Annotated in this window: 17 protein-coding genes and 1 pseudogene; 15 read left to right on the top strand and 3 right to left on the bottom strand. The window is 67.2% G+C overall.

What is annotated here, in order from left to right:
* Positions 1 to 9 precede the first annotated feature (9 nt).
* The 11 genes from ACMGFE_RS21465 to ACMGFE_RS21415 all read left to right on the top strand — a co-directional run bounded on the left by ACMGFE_RS21465 (position 10) and on the right by ACMGFE_RS21415 (position 11,171).
* Positions 10 to 414 carry a DUF7541 family protein gene (locus tag ACMGFE_RS21465; protein WP_436927340.1) on the top strand — a complete coding sequence of 135 codons (405 nt, stop codon included), beginning with the start codon at positions 10 to 12 and terminating at the stop codon, positions 412 to 414.
* A 187-nt stretch (positions 415 to 601) separates the two neighbouring features.
* On the top strand, positions 602 to 859 hold the full coding sequence (locus tag ACMGFE_RS21460; protein WP_436927339.1) for a DUF6684 family protein: 258 nt from the start codon (positions 602 to 604) through the stop codon (positions 857 to 859).
* A 221-nt stretch (positions 860 to 1,080) separates the two neighbouring features.
* A complete protein-coding gene (gene ctaD, locus ACMGFE_RS21455) occupies positions 1,081 to 2,883 on the top strand; it encodes a cytochrome c oxidase subunit I (protein ID WP_436927338.1) in 1,803 nt (600 codons plus the stop codon).
* Between the two features lie 319 nt (positions 2,884 to 3,202).
* A complete protein-coding gene (locus tag ACMGFE_RS21450; RefSeq protein ID WP_436927337.1) occupies positions 3,203 to 3,487 on the top strand; it encodes a DUF7520 family protein in 285 nt (94 codons plus the stop codon).
* Positions 3,488 to 3,881: 394 nt separating this feature from the next.
* Positions 3,882 to 4,151 carry an NADH-quinone oxidoreductase subunit J gene (locus tag ACMGFE_RS21445; RefSeq protein ID WP_436927336.1) on the top strand — a complete coding sequence of 90 codons (270 nt, stop codon included), beginning with the start codon at positions 3,882 to 3,884 and terminating at the stop codon, positions 4,149 to 4,151.
* Complete coding sequence (locus ACMGFE_RS21440; protein WP_436927335.1) at positions 4,148 to 4,549, top strand: hypothetical protein; 402 nt, start codon at positions 4,148 to 4,150, stop codon at positions 4,547 to 4,549. Before ACMGFE_RS21445 ends, ACMGFE_RS21440 begins: the two co-directional genes overlap by 4 nt.
* The gene (gene nuoK / locus ACMGFE_RS21435) at positions 4,549 to 4,854 is read left to right on the top strand and encodes an NADH-quinone oxidoreductase subunit NuoK (RefSeq protein WP_436927334.1); all 306 of its coding nucleotides are present in this window, start codon (positions 4,549 to 4,551) and stop codon (positions 4,852 to 4,854) included. The genes ACMGFE_RS21440 and nuoK overlap by 1 nt, the downstream gene beginning before the upstream one ends.
* Before the next feature lies 1 nt (position 4,855).
* A complete protein-coding gene (gene nuoL, locus ACMGFE_RS21430; RefSeq protein ID WP_436927333.1) occupies positions 4,856 to 6,949 on the top strand; it encodes an NADH-quinone oxidoreductase subunit L in 2,094 nt (697 codons plus the stop codon).
* Positions 6,949 to 8,508: a complex I subunit 4 family protein gene (locus tag ACMGFE_RS21425; protein WP_436927332.1), complete on the top strand. Its 1,560-nt coding sequence runs from the start codon at positions 6,949 to 6,951 to the stop codon at positions 8,506 to 8,508. The genes nuoL and ACMGFE_RS21425 overlap by 1 nt, the downstream gene beginning before the upstream one ends.
* Positions 8,502 to 10,031, top strand: a complete 1,530-nt coding sequence (locus ACMGFE_RS21420) for an NADH-quinone oxidoreductase subunit N (RefSeq protein ID WP_436927331.1) — start codon at positions 8,502 to 8,504, stop codon at positions 10,029 to 10,031. The genes ACMGFE_RS21425 and ACMGFE_RS21420 overlap by 7 nt, the downstream gene beginning before the upstream one ends.
* Before the next feature lie 189 nt (positions 10,032 to 10,220).
* Positions 10,221 to 11,171 (top strand): NADP-dependent oxidoreductase, encoded by a 951-nt coding sequence (locus ACMGFE_RS21415; protein ID WP_436927330.1) that lies wholly within the window; start codon positions 10,221 to 10,223, stop codon positions 11,169 to 11,171.
* A gap of 213 nt (positions 11,172 to 11,384) precedes the next feature.
* On the opposite strand, the gene ACMGFE_RS21410 is transcribed toward ACMGFE_RS21415, so the two are convergent.
* Entirely contained in the window at positions 11,385 to 11,858 is a 474-nt protein-coding gene (locus ACMGFE_RS21410; RefSeq protein WP_436927329.1) for a redoxin domain-containing protein, read from the bottom strand.
* Positions 11,859 to 11,921: 63 nt separating this feature from the next.
* Between ACMGFE_RS21410 and ACMGFE_RS21405 the strand changes: the two are divergent.
* A pseudogene (locus ACMGFE_RS21405) lies at positions 11,922 to 12,128 on the top strand (mechanosensitive ion channel family protein); the annotation flags it as partial.
* Positions 12,129 to 12,149: 21 nt separating this feature from the next.
* Here the strand turns inward: ACMGFE_RS21405 and surE are convergent.
* A complete protein-coding gene (gene surE / locus ACMGFE_RS21400; protein ID WP_436927328.1) occupies positions 12,150 to 13,025 on the bottom strand; it encodes a 5'/3'-nucleotidase SurE in 876 nt (291 codons plus the stop codon).
* Positions 13,026 to 13,167: 142 nt separating this feature from the next.
* Here surE and ACMGFE_RS21395 point away from each other — a divergent pair, with 142 nt between their 5' ends.
* Positions 13,168 to 13,758, top strand: a complete 591-nt coding sequence (locus ACMGFE_RS21395) for an NUDIX hydrolase (RefSeq protein WP_436927327.1) — start codon at positions 13,168 to 13,170, stop codon at positions 13,756 to 13,758.
* Positions 13,759 to 13,792: 34 nt separating this feature from the next.
* On the opposite strand, the gene ACMGFE_RS21390 is transcribed toward ACMGFE_RS21395, so the two are convergent.
* Complete coding sequence (locus ACMGFE_RS21390; RefSeq protein ID WP_436927326.1) at positions 13,793 to 15,169, bottom strand: cytochrome P450; 1,377 nt, start codon at positions 15,167 to 15,169, stop codon at positions 13,793 to 13,795.
* Positions 15,170 to 15,639: 470 nt separating this feature from the next.
* Here ACMGFE_RS21390 and ACMGFE_RS21385 point away from each other — a divergent pair, with 470 nt between their 5' ends.
* Together ACMGFE_RS21385 and ACMGFE_RS21380 are read left to right on the top strand one after the other, a co-directional pair.
* Complete coding sequence (locus ACMGFE_RS21385; protein WP_436927325.1) at positions 15,640 to 16,314, top strand: O-methyltransferase; 675 nt, start codon at positions 15,640 to 15,642, stop codon at positions 16,312 to 16,314.
* Between the two features lie 190 nt (positions 16,315 to 16,504).
* Positions 16,505 to 17,107, top strand: a complete 603-nt coding sequence (locus ACMGFE_RS21380) for a chemotaxis protein CheC (RefSeq protein ID WP_436927324.1) — start codon at positions 16,505 to 16,507, stop codon at positions 17,105 to 17,107.
* The last annotated feature ends 38 nt before the right edge of the window (positions 17,108 to 17,145 follow it).

The following is a 17,145-nucleotide window of genomic DNA, read 5'->3' as shown; positions in this document are numbered from 1 at the left end:
CGCGGGGGCATGGAAGAGCAACCGGGACTGTCTGACCAGTATCGGACGGCCAGTCCGTGGCCGCTCCTCGTGGCCGTGGGGTTCGCCCTCTCGGAGGTGGGCGTCTTCCTCGGCGTGTTCCCCGTCGCCGTCGGCGGCGTCCTGCTGCTCGGGGCCAGCGTCGCCGGCATCCTCGCCGAGTCGGGCTACGCGCGGCGCCCCTGGCGCACGCTCGCCGTACTCGGTCTCGCCTTTACCGCCCTGGGAGCGATCGTCGTCGCGACGCAGGTACCGGTCTCGTCGACCGACCTGCTGGGCATCGTCGCCGACCCGAACGGCGTGACCGGTCGGGGCCTGGCGATCGCCGTCGCCGGCGTCATGCTGGTCGTCGCGGGCGGCGTCAGTCAGGCGGCCGGACGAAACGAAGGCATCTGAGCGACGCGAGATCCGGCCGCGACGTCGGCGCGCGGGATCCAGCCACGAGATTCGACCGTGAGATCTGCCCCCGAGATTCGACCGAGATGATCCGTCCGCGACGCCCGTACGTGTGATCCGCCCGCGACGTCGCTGCTCGCCGGCGCGAACCACCAATCTATTTATCCGCGTCGCCGAACCCCTACGTATGACAGAGAAGGTCTTCGACCGCGAGACGCTGCTGGACCTGACGGTCAACTTCATCCCGCTCGGAATCCTGATCTTCTTCATCGCCGCGTTCGCACTGTTCGCGCCCTGGGGCGTCGACCCGCTCGTGACGAGCCTGCAGTTCACCATCGTCGGCGGCACCGCCATTCTGCTCATCATTCTCACGTACTACGCGGGCAAAGCCATCTCGACCGCCGAGAAGGAGATGGAAGCCGACCACGGCCACGAGGCCGAGTAGCCCGCCCCCAGACCGCTCTGGACCCCGCGGCGCCGATCGATTTTCCCCGCTCCAACGCTGCGACTGTCGAGGCCCGGTTCTACATAGTCGACATTGCCCTCGAAGCCGCCGAAATCGTGGGTATGACCCTCACGATTTACCACCACAGACGCGACGATGCGAACGGATTCGGCAGAAGGGTTTCCTAACCATTCATATGGCCCCAGTCCCGAGGTTCGAGCATGGCATCAGGGCAGCTCGTGCTAACGGTGTTGATGGGGATCTTCCTCGTCGGCATCGCCGCTTTCCTCTCTCGTGTCGAAGACTGGCGTACGTACACTCCGCTGGCCAGCGGTGGCGGCGGCTACGGTGAAGCCGGCGGCCACGTCCACCGCGAGAAGCCGGCTGGTATCATCCGCTGGTTGACGACCGTCGACCACAAGGACATCGGGCTCCTCTACGGCACCTACGGCGTCGTCGCGTTCGCCGTCGGCGGCCTCATGGCGTTCCTCATACGGCTGCAGCTCATCACACCGACGGGCGCCGTCGTCGAAAACGGCTTCTACAACGCCATCCTGACGAGCCACGGGATCACGATGCTGTTCCTGTTCGGGACGCCCATCATCGCGGCGTTCTCGAACTACTTCATCCCGCTGCTCATCGGCGCGGACGACATGGCGTTCCCGCGGATCAACGCCATCGCCTTCTGGCTGCTGCCCCCGGGCGCGCTGCTCATCTGGGCCGGGTTCTTCCTGCCCGGCATGACCGGCGCCCAGACTTCCTGGACGATGTACACGCCGCTGTCGGTCGAACAGGCCAACGTCGGCGTCGACCTCATGATGCTGGGCCTGCACCTGACCGGCGTCTCCGCGACGATGGGGGCGATCAACTTCATCGCGACCATCTTCACCGAGCGCGACGACGAGGTGACCTGGGCGAACCTCGACATCTTCTCGTGGACAATCCTCACCCAGTCGGCGCTCATCCTCTTCGCGTTCCCGCTGCTCGGGAGCGCCATCGTCATGCTCCTGCTCGACCGCAACCTCGCGACGACGTTCTACGCGGTCGGTGAGGGCGGTGGCCCGATACTCTGGCAGCACCTGTTCTGGTTCTTCGGCCACCCCGAGGTGTACATCCTCGTGCTCCCGCCGATGGGCCTGGTCAGCTACATCCTGCCGCGCTTCTCGGGCCGGAAGCTGTTCGGGTTCAAGTTCGTCGTCTACTCGACGCTGGCTATCGGCGTCCTGAGCTTCGGCGTCTGGGCCCACCACATGTTCACGACGGGCATCGACCCGCGCCTGCGCGCCTCGTTCATGGCGGTCTCGCTCGCGATCGCGATACCGTCCGCGGTCAAGACGTTCAACTGGATCACGACGATGTGGAACGGCCGCGTGCGTCTGACGACGCCGATGCTGTTCTGTATCGGGTTCATCTCGAACTTCATCCTCGGCGGCGTGACCGGCGTCTTCCTCGCCTCGGTCCCCGTCGACCAGGTGCTCCACGACACCTACTACGTGGTCGGCCACTTCCACTACATCGTGATGGGCGCCATCGGCTTCGCCGTCTTCGCCGGCGTCTACTACTGGTTCCCCATCTTCACCGGCCGGATGTACCAGCGCACGCTCGGCAAGGCCCACTTCTGGCTCTCGATGGTCGGGACCAACGTCACGTTCTTCGCGATGCTGTTCCTGGGCTACCTTGGCATGCCCCGCCGCTACGCGACCTACGACTTCAACGGGGCCATCGCCCCCCTCGACATGGTCACGCTCTCGCACCAGGCGGCCTCGGTCGGCGCCATCCTCCTGCTCGTCGGGCAGGTCATCTTCGTGTGGAACCTGCTCTCCTCGTGGCTCGAAGCCCCGAAAGTCGAGGACCCCGACCCGTGGGACCTCAAGGAGACCGACCAGCACGGCCGCGAGTTCCAGTGGCACGAGCGCCGCACCGCGACCGCGCTCGCCGACGGCGGTGAGGAAGAGGAACCCGTCACCGACGGCGGGGAAGTCGTCGACGCGGACGCCGAGTCGGCCGACGGCACTGACGACTGACGACTCGCGGACGCTTCCGACGCCGTTTCTGCGACTGTTTTCACAGATCTGGTAGCTAGAGTGGCGTCTAGCTCCGGCGAGTGGCCCGCGAAAATCGAGCGAGCGGCGGCTCGCGGTTCGGCGGACGAGGGACGCCCGTCGGGTTAACTCCCGAGGACGAGCACGAACGCGGAGACGGCCATCAGCACCGCGATGGCGGTCAGTACGAACAGGAGTAGCTCTTTCTCCGAGAAGCCGGAGTCGTCGTCGAAGTCGCTCATACCCGACGGTAGCGCGCGTGAAGTGAAAAGGCTAACCACCTGTGGATCGAACTCCGACTGTGACAGCGAACATGGACAGCCCGCCGCTGACGGAGCGGGTCGCGGGACCGCGCGTGGTGATGACGGTGTACCTCGCAGTGCTAGGGGTCGCCGGCGCGATGGGCGCGTTGCTCGGCTACGTCAACCCGGAGGGCATGGACCCGGTGCTGTTCTTCCTCGTCGACCTCCCGGCGACGCCGCTCGGGATGGCGACCTTCGGCGTCGTCACGGTCGGCGTCGGTCTGGGCGTCCTCTTGCTCGCCGTGCGCTACGTCTCGCAGTTCGACGACAACCGGGTGGAGTGATCGGGGACGGCTGTCGTGTCGGTCGGCGGGCGGAGACGTGCCGGGGACCGATCTGAGAGTTGCCGGGGACCGATCTGAGAGTTGTCGGGGACTATTCGGGGAGTTGTGAGTGGTAGATCGGAGAGGTGGCGTGACGGGTCGGGATGTACCGGGCAACGAGGTGGTGAACGGGGGCCGACGGTCGAGCGCGCGCGAGGCGCGCGAAGGGGTTCCGAGCCCCGGACGAGCCCCGAAATCGGCCACTGGCCGAACACGTCCGGCCTCGACCGGGGGGTCGAAGGGGGTCATCGGGGCGATTGCGTCGAATCGCTAACGGTTTCGGGCGCGTGAGCGGCCACGCGCGGGACGATACAGAAATCTTCAAAGGGCGTCCGGTAGGAGATGCGAGACAACGATGGCATTGCTCGAGACAATCGCGTTTGTGCTGTTCGCCATAGTTACAGTGGGGAGCAGCCTCGGCGTCGTGATGGTGCGCGACGTCTGGCACTCGGCGTTACTGCTCGGCGTGGCGCTGCTGTCGGTCGCAGTGCACTACGTCATGCTCCAGGCCGAGTTCATCGCCGCGATGCAGGTACTGGTGTACGTCGGTGGGGTGCTCATCCTCATCACGTTCGCCATCATGCTCACCGAGACAGATTCCCAGCCCGACGAGGTGGCAACATGACCTCCCGTCCGCGGCTGGCGACCGACGTCAACTACGTTAACGGGCTGGCCGCGCTGGCCCTGTTCGCCGTCTTCGCGTACGTGTTCCTGACGAGCGAACTGGCCGCGCCCGCCGGGTTCGGCGACGGCAGCATCACCGCCAGCATCGGCTACGCGATGTTCGACATGCTCGACCAGGCCGCGATCGAGGCCGAAGGGTTCCTGGTCGCGTTCATCGTCATCGCGTTCGTCCTCGACGCGGCGCTCGACGGCGCCGTCATGCTCGCCCGCCGCGAGGACGACGAGAGCGTCGTCACCGCGCTTGCGGACGGCGGTCGCCGGATCACTGGCCGCCGCGGCGGCGACGGGCGCGACCAGGCAGACCGGTCGGCCGACGCCGCGGACGGGGGTGACCACTGATGGCGATCGAGAGTCAGTACTACCTCCTCCTGTCGGCAGCGATCTTCTGCATCGGCGTCTACGGCATCCTGACGCGGACCAACGCGCTGATGTTCCTGATGTCAGTCGAACTGCTGCTCAACGCCGCGAACATCAACCTCGTCGCGTTCTCGTTCTACCACGGGAACCTGACGGGGCAGGTGTTCTCGCTGTTCGTGATGGCGCTCGCTGCCGCCGAGGTGGCGGTCGGCATCGGCATCATCCTGGTCCTGTATCGCAACTTCGAGGACGTCGACGTCACGAAAGCCGCAACGATGAGGTGGTAAGATGGCAGGTGCATTCGACTTCGTTCCCGCGATCGCAGCGCTCCCGCTCCTGGCGTTCGTCGTCTCCCTGTTCGCCGGGCAATACATGCCGAAACGCGGCGCCGAGGCCGGCATCCTCGCGACCGCCGGCTCGCTGATCCTCTCGATCTGGACGGCGCTGACCGTCGCCGGGATCACGGGCTCACAGACGTACTACAACGAGAACCTCTACACGTGGGTCGGCGGCGTCGCCGACAACGCCGTCACGCTCCGACTGGGCGTGCTCGTCGACCCGCTGACGGCGCTCATGCTCGTCATCGTCTCGCTCATCGCCCTGCTCGTCCACGTCTTCTCGCTGGGCTACATGAACGACGAGGGCGAGACGGGCCTGCCCCGGTACTACGCCGGTCTGGGCCTGTTCACGGCGAGCATGCTCGGGTTCGTCTTCTCGAACAACATCCTGATGGCGTTCATGTTCTTCGAGCTGGTCGGGCTGTGCTCGTACCTCCTCATCGGCTTCTGGTTCCGCGACGACGGGCCGCCGTCGGCCGCGAAGAAGGCGTTCCTGGTCACCCGCTTCGGTGACTACTTCTTCCTCATCGGCGTCGTCGGCATCTTCGCCACGTTCGGGACGGGCCTGTTTGCGCCCGTCGAAGGAGCGGCCGAGAGCTTCCCGCACCTCGCCGAACTGGCGCTCGACGGCGAGACGGGGGGCATCAACACCTTCGGCTACGACCCCGGCACGTGGTTCACCGTCCTCGGACTGCTCGTGCTGGGCGGCGTCGTCGGCAAGTCCGCACAGTTCCCGCTGCACACGTGGCTGCCCGACGCGATGGAAGGCCCGACGCCGGTCTCGGCGCTCATCCACGCGGCGACGATGGTCGCGGCCGGCGTCTACCTCGTCGCCCGGATGTACGGCTTCTACGCCATCTCGCCGACGGCACTGGCCGTCATCGCGCTCATCGGTGGGTTCACCGCGCTGTTCGCGGCGACGATGGGCGTCGTCAAGCAGGAACTCAAGCAGGTGCTGGCGTACTCGACTATCTCCCAGTACGGGTACATGATGCTCGCGCTGGGCTCCGGTGGGTACGTCGCGGCGGTCTTCCACCTGACCACCCACGCCATCTTCAAGGCGCTGCTGTTCCTGGGCGCCGGGTCGGTCATCATCGCCATGCACCACAACGAGAACATGTGGGACATGGGCGGACTGAAAGACAAGATGCCCGTCACGTACTGGACGTTCCTCTCGGGCTCGCTCGCGCTCGCGGGCATCGTTCCGTTCGCCGGCTTCTGGTCGAAAGACGAGGTGCTGTTCGAGGCGCTCATCCACGGCGTCGGCACCGAGGGGATGCTCGGGACGATGTTCCTGCTGGCGTACGCGATGGGGCTGCTGGCCGTGTTCTTCACCGGATTCTACACGTTCAGGATGGTCTACCTGACCTTCCACGGGGACGCCCGGACCGAGGTCGCGCGGGACCCCGAGCCGGTGCGCTGGAACGTCAAGGGGCCGCTGGCCGTGCTGGGCATCGGCGCCGCGACGGTCGGCCTCATCAACATGAAGCCGATCGCGGTGCTGACCGGCCTGCACATCGACTTCCTCCACAAGTGGGTCAACGGACCCGAGGAGGGCGGGTGGCCGGAAGCGCTCTCGACGGACCTGCACCACTACGAGGAGCTGCTGCACAACGTGCCCCTCGTGGACCCGGCGTACCCGCTGGGCGGGGAGCAGACGACGCTGATCGTGTCGGCGGCGCTCTCGCTGGGACTGGCCGTCGCGGGCGTGCTCGCCGCGCGGAGTCTCTACAACGTCTCCGAGCCGGTCGAGCACACGGACAAGCTGGGAGGTGCGAAGACGCTGCTCATGCACAACTACTACCAGGACGAGTATCAGGTCTGGCTGGCACAGGGCGTGACGGTACCGCTCGCGCGAGCGGCGGACAAGTTCGACCAGGGCGTCGTCGACGGCGTCGTCAACGGCGTCAGTAGCGTGAGCCTCTTCACCGGCTCGCGCTTCCGGCGCATCCAGTCGGGCGTCGTCTCGAACTACGCGGCGCTGATGACGCTCTCGCTCGTGCTGCTGCTGGTCGTCTTCGTCGTGCTGGGAGGTGGCGCCTGATGCCCATCGCAGGCCCTGTCGAGGCCCTGCTGGGCGTGACGCTCCTCGGCGCGTTCCTCGTCTTCCTCGCGCCGGACGAGTGGGCGGGCAAGCTCGCCACCGCGGTGAGCCTCGTGCCCGTCGCGATCACCCTCTGGATGTATTCGGCCTTCGACGGCGCGGGCAACGCCCTGCTGGGCGGCTCGCTCGCCTTCGAGTCGAACCTCGGCTGGGTCAGCCTCGGTCGCTACGACCTGGCCTGGCAGGTCGGTCTCGACGGGATCAGCATGCCGCTGCTCCTGCTCGCGACCGTGCTGACGACGCTCGCGCTGGTGAGCTCGTGGACGCCCATCGACGAGCGCCAGTCGCAGTTCTACGGGCTGATGCTCCTGATGGAGGCCAGCCTCATCGGCGTGTTCACCGCGCTCGATTTCTTCCTGTGGCTAGTGTTCTGGGAGGCCGTGCTCATCCCGATGTACTTCCTCATCGGCGTCTGGGGCGGCCCGCGCCGGAAGTACGCCGCCATCAAGTTCTTCGTCTACACGAACGTGGCCACGCTGGTCATGTTCGTCGGCTTCATGGCGCTGGTGTTCGGGCTCGGCGACTCCATCTCGACGTTCGGGATGCCGGAGATCGCCCAGGCGCTCCGGGAGGGGGGCAACCTCTCGGCCGTCGCCGGTATCGGACCCGCGAACCTCTCGCTCATCGCGTTCACGCTGATGTTCGCCGGGTTCGCCGTGAAGGTGCCCGTCTTCCCCGTCCACACGTGGCTGCCGGACGCACACGTCGAGGCGCCCACGCCGGTGTCGGTCATGCTGGCGGGCGTCCTCCTGAAGATGGGGACCTACGCGCTGCTGCGGTTCAACTTCACGATGCTCCGCGAGACCGCGGAGGCGAACGCGAGCATCATCGTCGCCTTCGGCGTCCTGAGCATCATCTACGGCGCGATGCTCGCGCTGGCACAGCAGGACCTGAAACGCATCGTCGCCTACTCCTCGATCTCGTCGATGGGCTACGTCATCGTCGGACTGGTCGCGTTCACGCCGCACGGCTTCGGCGGCGCGACCTTCCAGATGATCTCCCACGGCCTCATCTCGGGGCTGATGTTCATGACGGTCGGCGTCATCTACAACGAGACGCACACCCGGATGGTCGGCGACATCTCCGGGATCGCGGACCGGATGCCCTGGGCGGTCGGCATCTTCGTCGCCGCCGCCTTCGGCTACATGGGCCTGCCGTTCATGGCCGGCTTCGCCGCCGAGTACCTCATCTTCCAGGGCGCGTTCGCGTCGACGGCCATCCCGTACGCGCCGCTGGTGACCGCGATCGCGATGTTCGGCATCGTCATCGTCGCGGGCTACCTGCTCTGGGCGATGCAGCGGACGCTGTTCGGCGAGTACAGCCTCGCGACCGACTACGACGTCTCGCGCGCACCCGTCCACGACGTGGCGCCGCTGGTCGTGCTGCTCGCGCTCGTCATCGTGCTGGGCGTGCGACCGGGACTGGTCTACCAGATGATCCAGGACGCTGTCAACCCACTTGTTGAGCCGCTGATGTACGGAGGTGTCGGTCTATGGTAGTCGAGATCGCCGGCTTCCAGGTGGCCGACTGGGTCGCCCTGCTGCCGACGCTGATATTCGGTGCAGCGGCGATGCTCCTGTTCATCGTCGACAGCATCGAGCCCCAGCCGGGGACGAGTTCCAACGTCGTCCTGGCCGCTATCTCGACGGTCGCCGCGCTCGGGGCCTTCCTGGTCGCCGGGTACTTCCTCGTCCTCGGCGTCGGCCAACCGCGCGGGACGGGCGCCGTCGACCTGTTCAACGGCCAGCTGGTCGTCGACGGGATGAGCCTGTTCTTCGTGGTCATCGTCGGCAGCGTGACGGCGCTCGTCACGCTGGCGAGCTACGACTACCTCGAGGGACAGGAGTACCAGGCGGAGTACTACGGGCTCGTCATCATGGCGGCGACGGGGATGTCGCTGATGGCCTCGGCGAACAGCCTCGCGACGGTGTTCGTCAGCCTCGAACTCGCCAGTCTCCCCTCGTTCGCGCTGGTCGCGTTCCTCAAGACCAACCGCGGCAGCGTCGAGGGCGGCCTGAAGTACTTCCTCGTCGGCGCGCTGTCGTCGTCGGTGCTCGCCTACGGGATCAGCCTCGTCTACGCCGCGACCGGCAGTCTCCAGCTCGAAGCCGTCGCCGAGGCGCTCACCGGGTCGGGCGTTCCCGTTGGAATCCTCGGCGTCGGGGTCGTCATGATCCTGCTCGGGTTCGCGTACAAGACGGCGAGCGTCCCGTTCCACTTCTGGGCGCCGGAGGCGTACGAGGGCGCGCCCGCGCCCGTCTCGGCGTTCCTCTCGTCGGCCTCGAAGGCCGCCGGGTTCGTCGTCGCCTTCCGCGTGTTCCTGACGGCCTTCCCGGAGGTCGGCGGCCTCGCCGGCGGTGACCCGACGGTCGACTGGGTCGTCGCTGTGACCGTGCTGGCGGTCGTCACGATGACCGTCGGCAACTTCGCCGCCGCGACCCAGGAGAAGGTCAAGCGGATGCTCGCCTACTCGTCGATCGGCCACGCCGGCTACGTCCTCATCGGACTCGCCGCGCTGAACGCGCCCGACCAGGGCTTCGTCCTCGGTGCGAGCATGATGCACCTGCTCGTCTACGGGTTCATGAACACGGGCGCGTTCCTGTTCATCGGCCTCACCGAGCACTGGGGCATCGGCCGCACCTTCCAGGACTTCAACGGCCTCTCGGAGCAGGCGCCGCTCGCCTGCGCCGCGATGACCGTCTTCCTGTTCAGCCTCGCGGGCCTGCCCATCGGCGGCGGGTTCATCTCGAAGCTCTACCTGCTGGCCGCGACCGCGCAGGCCGGCGCGTGGCTGCTCGGCGCCTCGCTCATCGTCAACAGCGCCCTCTCGCTGTTCTACTACAGCCGGGTCGTCAAGGCGATGTGGATCGAGGAGCCCAGCGGCGACTTCGAGATCGACTCGTACCCGAGTTCGCTGTACGCCGCCGTCGTCATCGCGGCGTTCGTGACCTTCGCGCTCCTGCCCGCCTTCGGCCTGCTCTCGCCGAGCGCCTTCGACGCCGCGTCCGTCCTGTTCGGCTGATCGCACACCCCGTTTTCCCGATTTCGTCGGCCGCTCGCTTTCTCTCCACCCGAGACAGCGTAGCCCGCGCTCACCGCGAGAAGAAACTCTCGGATCGCGGACTGAAACGCGTTTTCGAACGCGAGCTTACAAAATATCATTTCAGGAACTACTTATCACGCCCGCGGGCCGAGCCCACTGTACGGAACCATGAACGCGATACGCGTCCACGAGTACGGCGGTCCAGCGGCGCTGTCCTACGAGGAGGTTCCCCGTCCCGAACCGGACGACGACGAGGTACTGGTCCGCGTCGAAGCGGCCGGCGTCAACCCCATCGACTGGATGGTCAGGGAGGGATACGCCGACGACGCGCTGGACCCGGCGCTGCCCTACGTGCCGGGCTGGGACCTCTCCGGCGTCGTCGCGCAGACGGGCGACGGGGTCTCGGCGTTCGAACCCGGCGACGAAGTCTTCGGTCTCGTGGGGATGCCGGACCCGGGCGAGACGTACGCCGAGTACGCCGCGGTCCCGGCGACCGACGTCGTCGAGAAGCCGGAATCGCTCGGCCACCACGCGGCGGCGGCCGTCCCGATGGCGGCGCTGACGGCGCGGCGGGCGCTCTTCGAGGAGGCCGACCTCGGGGGCGGAGAACGGGTGCTCGTCCACGCCGCCGCCGGCGGGGTGGGTCACTTCGCAGTCCAGCTGGCGGACCACGTCGACGCCGAGGTGGTCGGAACCGCCTCGGCGAGTAACGCGTCGTTCCTCGCGGACCTCGGCGTCGACGACTTCGTCGACTACCGCAACCGAGAGTTCGAGGCAGTCGTCGACGACGTGGACGTCGTCCTCGACTGCGTCGGGGGCGAGACGCTCGCCCGCTCCGTCGACGTCGTTGCTGAGGGCGGCAGGATCGTAACCCTTCCCGAGTCGCCGACGGACGCGGTCGTCGAACGGGCTCGAACCGAACGGATGGCTACCGTCGACTGGTTCAGCGTCGAACCCGACGCAGCGGCGCTCGCAGAGCTCCGTGAACTGGCCGACGGCGGAGTAGTTCGGCCGACGGTGAACGGCGTCTGGCCGCTGTCAGAGGCAGCAGCCGCCCACGAGGAGAGCGCGAGCGGACACGTGCGCGGGAAACTCGTCCTCTCGGTCGGCGAGACGTGACGACGGCCCAAACCGGTCGCACCGAGCGATGCATGCTTCACGACCCGCCGCCGCGCCGCCCGTTCACTCCGCGGTCACTTCGACGTCGTCCGGGAAGTGCGTCGCATCGGCCCCCCACACCGCTATCGCGCCGAGCGACAGGGACAACTATCGTGTCACTCGCAGCGACTCGCGAAGTCGGGGGAAAAGCGTTCCGCCGCGGATTCGCCGCCGTCAGGCCGACTCGACGGCGTCGAGGACGGCGTCGTAGTCGGGTTCGTTGGTGGGGTCGTCGGCGACCCAGTCGTAGACGACGGTGCCCTCCTCGTCGACGACGAAGACGGCGCGGTTCGCGTTGCCGTACAGGCCCAGGTCGGGGATGTCCATCTCCAGACCGTAGTCGCGGATCGCGTCGCCGTCCATGTCGCTGACGAGGTCGAACTCGATGCCGTGTTGCTCGCAGAAGGCGTCCTGCGAGAACGGCGAGTCGGCGCTGACGCCGAGTATCGCCGCGCCCGCTTCCTGGAACTCGTCGAGGCGGTCCTGCAACGCGACCATCTCGTTGGTGCAGGGCGGCGTGAACGCGCCGGGGAAGAAGGCGAGGACGACCGGGCCGTCGCCGATCCGGTCGGCGAGGTCGAAGTCCTCGTGGTCGCTCGTGCCGAGCGTCGCGGTGAACGTGGGTGCGGAGTCGCCTGTGGAAACCATCGCTGGATAGTTAGGGCGCCTGACGAATAAATCACCGACCGAACGGGTTCCCGCGGTGACGGCGCGGCCGAGACACCGGTCGAACTCGAAGTGCAGTCCCGACCCACCGTCAACGTCGCCCAGGAGGCCTCGTGGGTGAAACTCCGAGTTCGGTACATCGTCCACCCGCGGCGCGGCCAGCGGACGAAAAACCGGATCTACGAGCGGATACTCGCCGAGTTCAACGCCAACCCCGACCGCGTGAAGTTCCCGGTGAGCCGCAATCGGTGAGTCCCGCTCGCAGTACGCGGTTTACGCTACCGATCGTTCGCGGCGGTCGTTGCGTTCTTCGACCGCCCTGTCGATCACCGGACAGTCGACCGGTGCGACCGGAACCGACAGCGGCGAGACCGAGATCGCTCCGTCGCGGAGGGCACCCTGCTCCGAGTCCGCCGGCAGCGACGAGGGCGGCAGTTCGCCCGGTGCAGGTGAGTCCTCAGCGAGGCGGTTCTGCGGCCCGTAGTAGTTCTCGAACAGGATATCTCCGTCGTCGTCTCTGACGGTGGTGCCGTAGAAGTCACGCGGTTCGGTCACGCGCATCGGCGCGTCGTCGGCCACTGGCTCGCCACGTCCCACTGGGACGTTCACGTTCAGGAGGTCAGCGCCGCTCTCGCGGCGATGACTCTCGACGAGCGCCGGGAGTAACGAGGCGGCGACGTCGGCCGCGCCCGCGTAGCAGAACTCGGCTTCCGGTCGCGGCAACAGCGATCCGGGGTCGTACGCCGAGAGGGCGACGGCGGGGACGTCGAGCCACGCGGCCTCGACGGCGGCGCCGACGGTCCCCGACTGGCCGAGGACGTACGACCCCACGTTCGGGCCGTGGTTACAGCCCGAGACGACCGCGTCGGGGGTACTGTCCAGTCCCCGGAGGCCGAAGGCGGCGCAGTCGGCGGGCATGCCGTCGACGGCGTACCCGGTGTCGGTCACCTCGTAGGAGATCCGGCGCTGGCGCGTCCGCCCGACCCCGCTGACGTTTCCCTCCGGCGCGACGACCGTCACGTCAACCACCGTCGAGAGCCTGTCCGCGACTGCCCGGAGTCCGTGACCGCCGATGCCGTCGTCGTTCGTCACGAGGACGTGTTCGATCGCTTCACCGAGTCCACCCGCACGCCCGTCGGTCCCGTCCATTCGTACTCCCGACGGTTCAGGCGGTCCCCCGAAAAAGGTTCCCCCACTGACGGAACGCGCCGGCGAGCGTGAACGCGGAGCGAACCCGAACCGTCGATCGTGTCAGGGACCTTTATTATCTCTCACCGCCGACGGTGTGTCAATGCCCAACACCCCACCCGACTACTGCCCGGACTGCGGGGGTCGGCTCGAAGCGGTCGATCCACCGTCTGTCCAGCAGTGTGAAGACTGCGGCGAGTACGAGTTCTTCAATCCCATTCCGACGGCGCGAGTGGCCGTTCTCGACAGCGGGGGACGAAGTCCCCCAGGCAGTGCGGCGAAGCCGCACGACGGCGACGCGGTGCTGCTGGTCAAAGTCGATATCCCCGACCGGGACCTCTGGGGGACGCCCGGCGGGATGGTCGAAGCCGGCGAGGACCCCGACGTCGCCGGCGCTCGCGAACTCGAAGAGGAGACGACGCTGACCGTCGACCCCGAGGATATGGTCCTGTTCGACTCGCGGACGTTCGTCAAGTTCGAGGCGACCCACAAGACCTGTCTCTGTTACGCCGTCGACGCCGCCGACGTGGCCGGCACGCCAGCGGCGGACGACGAGGTGGCCGAAGCGCGCTTCTGGACGCCCGCGGAACTCGCCGCGGCCGAAGACAGACTGCTGACCAGCTGGCCCGAGGCGTACAAGGACTTGCAGTGGTGGGTCGACGAGGGACGGGCGGCGCTCGACCGGGCCGACTGACGACGAACCGAGCGGGAGCGCGCGCGAGCAGTTCTCACCGCTCCTCGATCCGCATTTCCATCGTCTGGCGGGGATGCATCGTCAGCGACGGCATGAACTCCAGCTGCGTATTCCCCAGAAAGGCCAGTTCGTACTCCGAGACGACGGTGGCGAGGATGAGCTTCGCTTCTAGCAGGGAGAGGTGCTTCCCGATGCAGTGGCGCGGCCCGCCTCCGAACGGGAAGAACGCGAAGCGCGGCCGGTCGGCGCGACGCTCGGGGCTGAACCGGTCGGGGTCGAACGTCTCGGGGTCCTCCCAGTACCGCTCCGAGCGGTGGACGCCCCACTGCGGGAGCATGATCGTCGAACCCGTCGGCACGTGGTACCCGCCGAGGTCCACGGGCTCGGTCGATTCGCGGAAGATAGTGAACACCGGCGGGTACAGGCGCATCGCCTCGTTGACGACCCGGTCGAGGTACTCGAACTCCCGGACGTGTTCCATCCCCGGTCGGTCACCCGCGAGGACGTCGTCGACTTCCCGCTGGACGCGACGCTCGGCCTCCGGGTGCTCGGAGAGCAGGAACCACGTGTAGGTCAGCACCAGCGCGGTCGTGTCGTGGCCGGCCAGCAGCATCGTCATCATCTCGTCGCGGAGTTGATCGGCCGACTGCTCGCCCCGATTCTGCGCCCGCAACAGGATCGAGAGGAAGTCCATCGGGGGGTCGCCGCCGACGTTCTCGCCGTCCGCCGAGATACGCTCCACGCCGGTGGATCCCTCGGTCCCGCGACGCGTCTCGATGATCTCGTCGAGCACCGAATCGAGCGCGTCGACCGCGGATTCGAACTCCTCGTCGCCGGGCATCGGCACCCACTCCGGCATCGCGAAGCGGAGCGGGTCGGGCTCGAAGCGCCGCCCCAGCGGTTCCAGCTGGTCCTCGACGGTCTGGACGCGCTCGTCCGAGAGTTCGACGCCCATCATCAGGTCGAGGATGACGTTCAGGGTGACCCGGGCCATCTCGCTCTCGACGTCGACGGTCTGGCCGGCCGACCACCCCTCCACCATCGACTCGGCGTGGCCGGTGATCCGGTCGGCCATCCCCGAGAGGCGAGCCATCCGGAAGGCGGGATTGGCGAGGTCGCGCTGGCGCTCCCAGGTCTCGCCCTCGCTGAGGAGGAGTCCGTCGCCCAGCAGGTCGCCGAGCGCGTCGTTCTGGAAGTCCGGTTTCCGGTAGGCGTCGGCCTGCGAGACGAGCACGCGCTCGATGTCGGCCGGATCGGTCACCATGTAGGTGTCCATCGGTCCCATGTCGAACAGCGCCACGCCGTCGTAGGTCGCCTCGACTGCCGCGATGAACGAGAACGGGTCTCGGGCGTACCGTCGGCTGCTCCCGAACAGCGGCTCGCCCTTCGGCCCCGGCGGCGTCTCTGACATGTCCGGGGTTACGGCCGTACCCGTTTGAATGTCTCGACGGCTAGGAGTGGATGCTTCCTGTGTTGGATCGACGAGTGCTATCGTGCTCAGGGTCCCCGCCTACAACAGCGTGAAAGCCCCGACCGCCTTCGGTCGCGCGGCTCTCACGGTTCGCTTCGCTCACCGTTCGAGCGACCGTGGCGCTCCCGTCGGTCGCGCCACGCGCTCGCTGCGCGCGCTCACTCCGTTCGCGTGCTTACGTCGCCGTGCTTCCCGAAGGCGGTCGCCCCTTTCATTCCCACCCGAATCTGCCAAGTCATCAGTCAATGTGGGTGGGAATGAAAGGGGCCGGGGGCTTTCACGCTGTACGCGGTGGCTCGTTCGCTGTCGCCGGAGTTCTCGTTCGGATCCTCGACACTCGCTACTCCTGATCCGGCACGGACTACCGGGGCGGGGCCCCTTTTTCCGGACGGGGAGCGAACCACTGGCCTATGACGGCAGACGAACTCCCGGACCTGCTCGAATCGTACGCGACGGCCATCGGCCCCGAGGCCGACGAGATTATCGAGGAGATGGGCGCACAGGCCCGCCGCGAGGGGTTCCCGTACGTCGGGCCCGCGGTGGGCGGCTGGCTGGCGATGTGCGCGCGCTTCGCCGACGCCGAGCGGGTCTTCGAGTTCGGGTCGGGTTTCGGCTACTCGGCGTACTGGTTCGCGCGGGAACTCCCGGAGGATGGCGAGGTCGTCCTTACCGAGATCGACGCCGACGAACTCGACCAGGCCCGCGAGTACCTCGACCGCGGAGGCCTCGCGGACCGGGCGGCGTTCGAACACGGCGACGCCATCGAGACCGTCGAGGACTACGACGGCCCCTTCGACGTGGTGCTGATCGACTGCCAGAAGGAGCGCTACGCCGAGGCGTTCGAGGCGGTCCGGGACAAGGTGGCACCGGGCGGCATCGTCGCCGCCGACAACGCCGTCGCCGGCGGGTCGATCGACGCCGAACAGCTACGCGACTACTTCGAGAGCGACGGAGACGCCGGATCGATGGACGGGATGACGCGCGGCATCGCGGAGTACGTCGAGACGGTCCGCGGCGACGAGGCGTTCGAGACGACGCTGTTGCCGCTGGGCGAGGGCGTCGCCGTGAGCCAGCGCGAGCACTGAACCGCACCGCCCCATCTCGCGCCAACTTTCCCCACTCCGCCCCGTCTCGCGCCACCCTGCCCCATTCCGCCCCACTCCGCCCCACTTCGCCCCACCGCGGCGGATTCCTCGCCAGTCTCGATTGCGAAAATCGGGGGGGACCGCTTATGTGGGTCGGGTCGAAACCCGTCGGCACCCCGCAGGGTCGCCAATGAGTCTGAAGATAGATATCCGCAAACTCGGGTTGTTCAACAAGATGGCCAAGGAGGGCGGAAACACCGTCGCGGGCCATCTGAGCCAGATGACTGGGATGGAGACGGAGATGGAGATCACCAAGATCAACTTCATCGATATCCCCGACATCAAGACGCACGTTGGTCACGCCGAGCAGATCGGCATCAGCATCGAACTGGTCGAACCGCCCCACGGCCACATCCTCTTTCTCCTCGAAGCCGCGAGCGCGAAGGAACTCTCTCACGGGATGATCGGCGACATGGGGGAGACCGACCCGTCCGCCGACGGCTTCACCGACATGGAGCGCTCGGCCATCCAGGAGATCGGCAACATCATGACCAGCGGCTTCATCGACGGGTGGGCGAACGTCCTCGACACCACCATCGACATCGGCCCGCCGAGTTTCATCTTCGGCCCCGGGAGCGGCATGGTCGACGAACTCGTCGGCGACCGCGAGAGCGACATGGCGCTCATGTTCGACTCGCACGTCCAGGCGCCCGAGTCCAACGTCGACGTGAAGGTGTACACCTTCCCCCAACTCGACGAGCTCGTCGAACTGATGCAACAGATCGAAGTGTAGCCCGACGGCTCCGAGCCCGGACGCCGCCCGACCCGTGC

It is taken from the genome of Halosimplex amylolyticum (assembly GCF_051414035.1).
Taxonomy (GTDB): Archaea; Halobacteriota; Halobacteria; order Halobacteriales; family Haloarculaceae; genus Halosimplex; species Halosimplex amylolyticum.
The sequence above is the reverse complement of the archived record's forward strand: the minus strand, read 5'-3'. Positions and strand labels throughout refer to the sequence as shown.